Origin of the sequence: Marinobacter sp. (assembly GCF_033722195.1) — a bacterium.
In the GTDB taxonomy this organism is placed as follows: Bacteria; Pseudomonadota; Gammaproteobacteria; order Pseudomonadales; family Oleiphilaceae; genus Marinobacter.
Genome location: NZ_JAWVZL010000112.1, coordinates 1 through 8,846 on the forward strand (window position 1 = coordinate 1; position 8,846 = coordinate 8,846).

6 protein-coding genes are annotated in these 8,846 nt (G+C 62.9%); 3 read left to right on the top strand and 3 right to left on the bottom strand.

Annotated features, from left to right (window positions below; translation table 11 throughout):
• The 3 genes from R3280_RS14570 to egtD all read left to right on the top strand — a co-directional run.
• The coding region (locus R3280_RS14570) for a DcaP family trimeric outer membrane transporter (RefSeq protein ID WP_318999340.1) at positions 1-516 on the top strand (516 nt) is incomplete at its 5' end.
• Positions 517-1,085: 569 nt separating this feature from the next.
• A complete protein-coding gene (egtB, locus tag R3280_RS14575) occupies positions 1,086-2,360 on the top strand; it encodes an ergothioneine biosynthesis protein EgtB (protein ID WP_318999341.1) in 1,275 nt (424 codons plus the stop codon).
• Between the two features lie 56 nt (positions 2,361-2,416).
• A complete protein-coding gene (egtD, locus tag R3280_RS14580; RefSeq protein WP_318999342.1) occupies positions 2,417-3,412 on the top strand; it encodes an L-histidine N(alpha)-methyltransferase in 996 nt (331 codons plus the stop codon).
• Positions 3,413-3,419: 7 nt separating this feature from the next.
• Here the strand turns inward: egtD and R3280_RS14585 are convergent, their stop codons facing one another.
• From R3280_RS14585 to aceE, 3 genes are all read right to left on the bottom strand, one after another.
• Positions 3,420-4,652, bottom strand: coding sequence for an NADH:flavin oxidoreductase/NADH oxidase family protein (locus R3280_RS14585; protein WP_318999343.1), 1,233 nt, complete (start codon positions 4,650-4,652; stop codon positions 3,420-3,422).
• A 181-nt stretch (positions 4,653-4,833) separates the two neighbouring features.
• Positions 4,834-6,567 (bottom strand): dihydrolipoyllysine-residue acetyltransferase, encoded by a 1,734-nt coding sequence (gene aceF, locus R3280_RS14590; protein ID WP_318999344.1) that lies wholly within the window; start codon positions 6,565-6,567, stop codon positions 4,834-4,836.
• A gap of 10 nt (positions 6,568-6,577) precedes the next feature.
• On the bottom strand, positions 6,578-8,846 hold a 2,269-nt coding region (aceE, locus tag R3280_RS14595; protein ID WP_318999345.1), incomplete at its 5' end, for a pyruvate dehydrogenase (acetyl-transferring), homodimeric type.

An 8,846-nucleotide genomic window follows, 5' to 3' on the forward strand; every position in this document is an offset into this window, starting at 1 on the left:
CTGCTGGTTCAACAGGTCGATGTGGAAAATGGTTCGGTAGATGATTCGGCGGTGGGCTTTGCCACCTTCGTGGCCGCCAAGATGGCACTCACCGACATGCTCACCATCCAGGGCGCGCTGACTTACACCGACGGTGCCAACTCGTACCTGTACCGGTCCGGTGAAAACTTCGGTGCCGAAGATGCTTATCTGGTAAACGGCAACCTTGAAACCATCGCCGGCTACGGCGGCACCATCGGTGCCGGCATCAACCTGGGCGGCGGCCGCAGCATCAATATCGGCTATGGCCTGGTGACCGTGGACTGGGACGACGCCGAGGACGATTACGGCACCAACGCCGGTGCCATCATCGGCGGCAAGAGCGAAACCAACCAGAACGCCATGGTGAACTACCAGTGGTCCCCGGTGAAGAACGCCAACCTGGGTGTGGAGTACGGCTACTTCAAGCGTGAGAACCAGAACGGCGACGACGGCGATGCCATGCGCATCCTGTTCGCAGGCCAGTACAACTTCTGAGCCAGCCTCATGTGTTAGCCAAGAAGCCCCGGTAGCGATACCGGGGCTTTTTCGTGGTGCACGCTGCCACCCAATCCGCCCCGGCCTGGCGCACAGGCACTGCCGAATATACGTAAAACCCACATTGCCCACACTCTAAGTCATTGTTACTTTTACTGTTAAATTTCCTGGCACAGCCAATGCAGACAGCTTGGAGAAGCTTATTTCTGAGCTGTCTGTCCCCAACGGAGGTGACTTATGAAGCGCGCCAAGAATCCTGACATTCTGTTCGAACTGACCAATTCCCACGAGATCCACGTCATGAAGGACCTGCAGCGTTACTTTGACGGCATGTTCTTCGCAAACTGATCGGATCAAGGCACCTGATCGGTTGCCTTGGTGCAAGCGGGTTCCGGATCGGTAAACCCGGTATCGGACCCGCCTCCCTCCACATCGCCATCCCCGATTGCAAAAAAACACCCTTTGTGTTTCGGTATCTTTAAGTCAAAGACATCCAGAACCGGTTCTTTACCCTCACCATCGGCGCGTCAGGACTGACAGGGAACCGGACAGGTAAGGAGACCGAGGCCATGCTCGACAGGGCCGCAGTGGATGGCAGCTTGCGCTTTCGCCAGGTACGAGATTATTCCGAACGGCTCTGCGAGGGCCTCACATCCGAGGACTGCAATCTGCAGGCGGTGGCTGAGACCAGCCCCCTGAAGTGGCATCTGGCCCACACCACCTGGTTTTTCGAAACCTTTGTGCTGCGCCCCTTCAAACCGGATTACCGCGGCTTTGATGACCGCTTCCAGGTCCTGTTCAACTCCTATTACAACGGCGTTGGCCAGCAGCACCCCCGTCCGCAAAGGCATCTTCTGTCCCGACCGGATCTGGCCGAGGTACTGGCCTACCGGCATCATGTGGACCAGGGCATGGTGTCGCTGCTGGACCAGCCGGCCGCACTCAAACAGCCGGAAATCATGGCGCGCCTCACCCTGGGGCTGAATCACGAGCAACAGCACCAGGAATTGATGCTCACGGACCTGAAGTACAATTTCGCCTGCAATCCCCTGGCGCCGGCCTACCGGAGTGGCAGTCTGCCTCCGGCCCGCCCGGCTGAAGGCGGCTTCCAGTCCTACCAGGGCGGTCTGGTCGAGATCGGCCAGGCCCGTGGCGAGGGTTTCGGTTTTGACAACGAACGCCCTCGCCATCGGCATTGGCTGGAACCATTTACCCTGGCCCGGGCCCTGGTCACCAACGGCGAGTTCCGGGCCTTCATCGAGGATGGCGGTTACCGCCGCCCGGAACTCTGGCTCTCCGATGGCTGGAGCCGGGTCCAGCAGGAGGACTGGCGCCACCCCCTGTACTGGCAACCGGACGACACCCATCCAGGCCAGTTCACCCTCTACGGCAACCAGCCCCCGGACGACCATCACCCGGTCTGCCACCTGAGTTACTTTGAAGCCGATGCCTACGCCCGCTGGCTTGATGCCCGCCTGCCATCGGAAGCGGAATGGGAGCACGCCTGCCGGCAGGATCAGGGCGATGCTGCGGCCGCTCGCACGCCGCCGGCATTGCATCCGACCGGAGCGGACACCGGAGCCGGTCTCAGGGATCTTTTCGGCCAGGTCTGGCAATGGACGGCGTCAGCCTACGCCGCCTACCCCGCCTACCGGACGGCCCGCGGCGCCCTCGGGGAATACAACGGTAAGTTCATGTGCAGCCAGTTCGTGCTGCGGGGCAGTTCCTGCGCCACGCCGCCGGGCCACAGCCGTGCCAGCTATCGCAACTTTTTCTACCCGGAGAGCCGCTGGCAATTCACCGGCCTTCGCCTGGCACGGGACGCCACATCCGCGGACCTGTAATCGCCCCCGGACGGGATAACGTGACCGGGTATCACCCCTTCAGGAGAACGCAGCCCATGGAAGGTTTCGCCGATGGCGGGAAAAGCCGGCTCCAGTCGCCCCGGAACCTCAGAGTCCACCATCTGAGCCAGGCCAGCGAGGACGATCTTGACCTGGTAAAGACCGGGCTTTCCGCGGAATCGCCCTGGCTGCACCCCAAGTTTTTCTACGACGCCAGGGGCTCCGTCCTGTTTGACGCCATCACCCGCACACCAGAGTACTACCCCACCCGGGTCGAGGCTGACATTTTCGATAGATTCCTGCCTCAGATGCTGGCGCGGGTGGCCAACCGCCGGGTCTTGGTGGAACCTGGCAGCGGCAGCTGTGAGAAGGCGATGTCATTGCTCCAGGACGCTCAATTGCAGCACTACGCCCCCATCGAGATTTCCCGCGACTACCTGGTTTCCTGCTGTGGCCGGCTGGCGGCAAGCCACCCGGAGCTGACCGTGGACGCAATCTGCGGCGATTTCGTCCAGTGCCGTAGCCTCCCTCCCGAGGTGCCGGAAGCCGGCCGCCTGGTGTTCTTCCCCGGCTCCACCATCGGCAATTTCGACCCGGACCAGGCCCGCGACCTGCTGGCAAACTTTCGAGACCTGGCCGCCGAAGGTGGTCACCTGCTGATCGGCACCGACCTGCCCAAGGATCGGGCCACGCTGGAGGCCGCCTACAACGACAGCGAGGGCCTGACCGCCCGCTTCAACCTCAACATGCTGAGCCATCTCAACCATCGCCTCGACTGCGAACTGAAACCCGGGGCCTTTCGCCATGAGGCCTTCTACAATGAGGCGGCAGGCCGGATCGAGATGCACCTGGTCTGCCGCCGGGCAACCGAGTTGCGGGCCGGCGATCTCCGGCGCCGGCTGGCACCGGGAGACTCGATTCACACCGAGAGCTCCTACAAGTATGAGCCGGACACCTTCCTGGCACTGGCCCAAAGTGCCGGCCTGGCCCCGGTCGAATGCTGGACGGACCCAAAGGCCTGGTTCGCCGTGCACCTGCTGCGCTCGGCCTGAGACCCTGCTACGCCCGCAGTCGGGTTCGGATGCCCCGGGTTGCCGTCACCGCCAGCACCTCCATCAAGGACAGCAGGCCCCGGTCATGGATCCTCGGCGCCTTGCCACGGCCCATACGGTCGAGCTGGCGGGTGTACCAGCTCACTTCCATCAGCGCCAGATTGTCGATGGCCTTGATGCCGGTGGTGATGGGCCGGACCAGGCTTGTGACCTCCTCTCCCGCCAGAATCCGCTTGGGCAGGTCCGGCTCCACCGCCAGCGGTCGGGCCAGCCCGACCAGGTCCGTTGCGCCGCTTTCCAGGGCCTTTGCCATGCCTGTGGAGCTGCGGAAACCGCCGGTCACCATCAGCGGCACACTGACCTGCTGACGGACCTGCTCGGCGAACTCCAGAAAGTAGGCCTCGCGCTCGCGGGTGCTGGCCCTGGTGCCCTTGGCCATGGCCGGGTTCTCATAGTTGCCGCCGGAGATCTCCACCAGGTCGATGCCCTCCGACGCCAGGGCCGAGATCACATCCAGGGATTCCGCCTCGGTGAAGCCACCACGCTGGAAATCGGCGGAATTGAGCTTGATACCGACACTGAATCCGGCGCCGGTGGCGGCCCGGATGGCGCGATAGATCTCCAGCACGAAACGCCTGCGGTTTTCCGGCGAGCCGCCCCATTCGTCACTGCGCTGGTTATGGTGCGGCGACAGGAACTGGCTCACCAGATAACCGTGGGCCCCGTGGATCTGAACCCCATTGAAGCCGGCCTTCTGCGCGATCGCGGCACTGGTGGCAAAACGCTGGATGATGTCCCGGATTTCCTCGCCGGTGAGAGCCCTGGGAGTGGCAAACATGCCCTGCAGCTCCTTGCGGAAAGGCACCGCACTGGGGGATACCGGGTCACGGTTGAGCATTTTCGGGCTCTGCTTGCCGGGGTGGTTGAGCTGCATCCAGAGCTGGTTGCCGGCCCGGGTGCCGGCCTGCGCCCAGCTCCTGAGCAGGGCAAGATCCCGCTCATCCTCCAGCACCACGTTCCTGGGCTCGCCAATGTGGCGGCCATCCACCATGACGTTGCCGGTGATCAGCAGGCCGGTGCCGCCGTCGGCCCAGGTGCCGTACAGGGTGGCCAGGGCAGGCGTGGCCCGGTTATCGATGGTGCCCATGGTTTCACTCATGGCGGACTTGGCAAAGCGGTTGGGCAGGGCCTGGCCATTGGCGAGGGTGAATGGGCGGGCGAGCGTCTGGGCAACGGACATATTCAACTCCAGGCTTGAACGGAAACCTGGACGCTAGACCATTTGCTCGCCAAACACCATGGCCCTGCGCGCCTGTGTGGCAGCCTTGGCGGGCAACACAGGGCAGGGCCAGGGGTAAGAGCGGTTAGACACCCGTGCGGCCGCCATAGCGGTCACGCGGGCACTTCGACGACCCTGCGACCTAGAGCAGCAGCTGCCGGATGTCTCCCAGCAGTTGACTCAGCAGTGCCGTGAAGCGTGCCGCATCGGCACCGTTGACGGCGCGGTGGTCGTAGGAGAGCGACAGCGGCAGCATCAGCCTGGGCTGGAACGCGGAACCGTCCCACACCGGCTTCATGGCCGCCTTGGAGACCCCCAGAATGGCCACCTCCGGCGTGTTCACGATGGGCGTGAAGGCGGTGCCTCCGATGCCCCCCAGGCTGGTGATGGAGAAGCAGGCGCCCTGCATTTCAGCGGCGGTGAGCTTCTTGTCACGGGCCTTGCCGGCAAGCTCCTGGGCTTCCTGGGCCAGCTCCCACAGGCCCTTCTGGTCCACATTCCGGATCACCGGGACCATCAGGCCGGCGGGCGTATCCACTGCGATGCCGATGTGGATGTAGCGCTTGTGGATCACCTCTTTGCGGTCCATGTCCAAGGACACATTGAACTGCGGCAGCTCCACCAGCGCGGTGGCACAGGCCTTGAGCAGGAACGGCAGCGGCGTCATCTTGATGCCTTTTTTCTCGCCGGCATGCTTCTGGCTCTTGCGGAAGTCCTCCATCTCGGTGATGTCGGCTTCGTCGAACTGGGTCACGTGGGGGACATTGAGCCAGCTGCGCTGCATGTTGTTGGCGGTGGCAACCTGCATGCGGGACATGCTTTCCCGCTCGATCTCACCAAACTTGCTGAAGTCCGGCAGCTTGACCCCGGGAATACCGGCGCCCGCAGAGACCGACCCGCCTTCCTGGACCTGGCTCAGGCGCTTCTTGACGTAGGCCTGGACATCGTCCTTGAGTATCCGGCTCTTGGGTCCGCTGCCCTTGATCTGGGTGAGATCAGCGCCCAGCTCACGGGCCAGCTTGCGCACCGCCGGGCCGGCGTGGACCCGGGTGCCGGCGGACGGCATCTCGGGCTCGGCCTGGGGCGCACGGCCCTCTCCGCTGGTGGCTTTTTCGGCACCGGTGGCCTTGCCCTGCGTCTTGCCCTCCTGCTTCTCCTCACCGGAAGACTTGCCCTCGGAGGACTTCTCCTCCCGTGGCTCTGCTTCCTCCTCCTCGGGCTCTTCCTCCTGCTCTTCGCCGCCGGAGACCAACATCTCCAGCAGGTCGTCGCCGGTCGAGACCTTGTCACCGTCGGCGATCAGCAACTTGGCGATCTTGCCGGCGAAGGGCGACGGGATCTCCATGGTGGCCTTGTCCGACTCCACCGTGACCAGCGGGTCCTCCTCGGCCACCACATCGCCTTCCTTGACGTTGATCTCGATCACCGGAACATTGTCGGAACCACCCAGGTCCGGCACCTTCACGGTTTCCTTGCGCTCGCCGCCGCCGGAGGATTTCTTCGGCTTGCTCTTGGCCTGGCGGTCCTCGGATTTGCTCTCACTGGCATCGGATTCGTCCGCGCCGGCTTCTTCCTTGCCGGACCCGGAGGCTTCCCCTTTTTCGGGACCGGACTCGGACTCCTCGCCATCGCCATCTCCGGCGACGTCGATCATGCCGACCACATCGCCTTCACTGACCTTGTCACCCACCTTGACGGAGATCTTGGTGATCTTGCCTTTGGCAGGGGACGGCAGATCCACCGACGCCTTGTCGGACTCCACCGTCAGGATGGAATCCTCCTCCTCAACCGAATCCCCTTCGCTGACGGTGATTTCGATGATCTCGACTTCATCCGCGCCGCCGAGATCGGGAACCTTGATTTCCTGTTCACTCATGGCGGACTCCTTAGCTCTGCACCGGGTTCGGTTTGTTGCGATCAATGCCGTACTTGCGCATTGCCTCGAGGACTTTGTCCCCTTTGACTTCACCTTCCCGTGCCAGCGCCGTCAGAGCCGCCACCACCACATGGTAGCGATCCACTTCGAAGAAGCTGCGCAGCTTCTCGCGGGTGTCACTGCGGCCAAAGCCGTCGGTACCGAGAGTCACGTAGGTACCCGGCACATAGGCCCGGACCTGCTCGGAGTGCAGCTTCATGTAATCGGTGGAGGACACCACCGGACCGTGCTGTTTCTCCAGGCACTCGGTGATGTAGGCCTTGCGGGGCTTGTCATCCGGGTGGAAACGGTTCCAGCGGTCCACGTGCTGGCCGTCCCGGGCCAGTTCGTTGAAACTGGTGACACTCCAGACGTCACTGCCCACGTTGAAGTCGTCCTTGAGCAGCTGGGCGGCGGCCCGCACCTCGTTGAGGATGGCACCGGAGCCCAGCAGCTGGACCCGGGGCGACTTCTTGTTGCCCTGCAGGTTCACCGACTCAAACAGGTACATGCCCTTGATGATGCCCTCCTCGACACCCTTGGGCATGGCCGGCTGCTCGTAGTTCTCGTTCATGATGGTGACGTAGTAGAAGACATTTTCGTTGCGCTCGTACATGCGCTTCATGCCTTCATGGACCACCACGGCCAGCTCGTAGGCGTAGGCCGGATCGTAGGCGATGCAGTTGGGGATGGTATTGGCCAGTACATGGCTGTGGCCATCCTGGTGCTGCAGACCCTCGCCGTTGAGGGTGGTGCGACCGGAGGTGCCCCCCACCAGGAAGCCCCGGGCCTGGATGTCACCGGAAGCCCAGGCCAGGTCACCCACGCGCTGGAAGCCGAACATGGAATAGAAGGTGTAGAACGGAATCAGCGGGAAGTCGTTGACGCTGTAGGAGGTGGCCGCCGCCATCCAGGCCGCCATGGAGCCATCCTCATTGATGCCCTCCTCGAGAATCTGGCCCTTCTTGTCCTCCTTGTAGTACATGATCTGGTCACGATCCTGGGGCGTGTACTTCTGGCCCTCGGACGTGTAGATCCCCAGCTGGCGGAACATGCCTTCCATACCAAAGGTACGGGCCTCGTCCGGCACGATGGGCACCACCCGCTTGCCGACCCGCTTGTCCTTGGTCAGCGCTGTCAGCAGCCGTACAAAGGCCATGGTGGTGGAAATGGCGCGACCGTCCGAGCCTTCGGTCAGGGTCTTGAAGATGTCCAGTTCCGGAATCTGCAGCGGCTGACTGTCCTTGCGGCGCTTGGGATAGAAACCGCCCAGGTCCTGCCGGCGCTTGCGCATGTAGACCATTTCCGGGCTGTCCGGTGCCGGCCGGTAGTAGGGCACGTCCTTGAGCTCGTCGTCCTTCAGCGGAATGGCGAACCGGTCACGGAAGCTCTTGAGCGCCTCCACATCCAGTTTCTTCAGGGAGTGGGCGGTGTTCTGGGCCTCGCCCGCCTCGCCAAAGCCATAGCCCTTGATGGTGTGGGCCAGGATTACGGTGGGCCGCCCCTGGTTCTTGTGCACGGCACGATGGTAGGCGGCGTACACCTTGTAGGGGTCGTGACCACCGCGGTTGAGTTTCTTGATGTCCTCATCGGACAGATCCTCAACCATCTTGGCCAGCTCGGGGTAACGGCCGAAGAAATTCTTGCGGGTGTAGGCGGCACCGTTGCTCTTGAAGTTCTGCAGGTCGCCGTCGCAGACCTCATCCATGGCCTTCTGCATGATGCCGTCGGTGTCTTTCTCGAACAGCGGGTCCCACATGCGGCCCCAGACCACCTTGAGCACATTCCAGCCGGCACCGCGGAAGATGCCCTCCAGCTCCTGGATGATCTTGCCGTTACCGCGCACCGGGCCATCGAGGCGCTGCAGGTTGCAGTTGACCACGAAGATCAGGTTGTCCAGCTTTTCCCGGCCGGCCATGGAGATGGAGCCCAGGGTTTCGGGCTCATCGCACTCGCCGTCACCGATAAAACACCAGACCTTGCGGTCACCCTTGTCGATCAGCTCGCGGCTGTGGAGGTACTTCATGACATGGGCCTGGTAGATCGCCTGGATCGGGCCCAGACCCATGGAAACGGTGGGGAACTGCCAGTAATCCGGCATCAGCCAGGGGTGCGGGTAGGAAGACAGTCCCCTGCCGTCCACTTCACGCCGGAAATTGTCCAGCTGGTCTTCGTTGAGGCGCCCCTCCAGGAAGGAGCGTGCATAGATCCCGGGGGAACTGTGGCCCTGGAAAAAGACC

Bases quoted from the DNA above. Each gene is read 5' to 3' on its own strand.
- egtB (WP_318999341.1), top strand. From the start codon at position 1,086: ATGCTCGACAGGGCCGCAGTGGATGGCAGCTTGCGCTTTCGCCAGGTA.
- egtD (WP_318999342.1), top strand. From the start codon at position 2,417: ATGGAAGGTTTCGCCGATGGCGGGAAAAGCCGGCTCCAGTCGCCCCGG.
- R3280_RS14585 (WP_318999343.1), bottom strand. From the start codon at position 4,652: ATGTCCGTTGCCCAGACGCTCGCCCGCCCATTCACCCTCGCCAATGGC.
- aceF (WP_318999344.1), bottom strand. From the start codon at position 6,567: ATGAGTGAACAGGAAATCAAGGTTCCCGATCTCGGCGGCGCGGATGAA.